This window comes from Burkholderia sp. B10 (genome assembly GCF_004368385.1).
GTDB lineage: Bacteria > Pseudomonadota > Gammaproteobacteria > Burkholderiales > Burkholderiaceae > Burkholderia > Burkholderia vietnamiensis.
Map to the genome: position 1 here is coordinate 1 of NZ_PQMX01000192.1, position 257 is coordinate 257.

Below are 257 nucleotides of genomic sequence, written 5' to 3' on the forward strand. Positions count from 1 at the left end.
TGGGTCTGGTTGGATTCGAACCAACGACCCCCGCCTTATCAAGACGGTGCTCTAACCGACTGAGCTACAGACCCCTGAGTCTGTCTTTAAATTTACAGCCGATAAGCGTGAGCGCTCAACTTTGCGAGATAGCTCTGGAAAGGAGGTGATCCAGCCGCACCTTCCGATACGGCTACCTTGTTACGACTTCACCCCAGTCATGAATCCTACCGTGGTGACCGTCCTCCTTGCGGTTAGACTAGCCACTTCTGGTAAAA

1 tRNA gene and 1 rRNA gene are annotated in these 257 nt (G+C 52.5%); both read right to left on the bottom strand.

Going from position 1 to position 257, the window contains the following annotated elements:
* A tRNA-Ile gene (locus C3Y15_RS31590) sits at positions 1-74 on the bottom strand.
* A gap of 64 nt (positions 75-138) precedes the next feature.
* A 16S ribosomal RNA gene (locus C3Y15_RS31595) occupies positions 139-257 on the bottom strand; the annotation flags it as partial.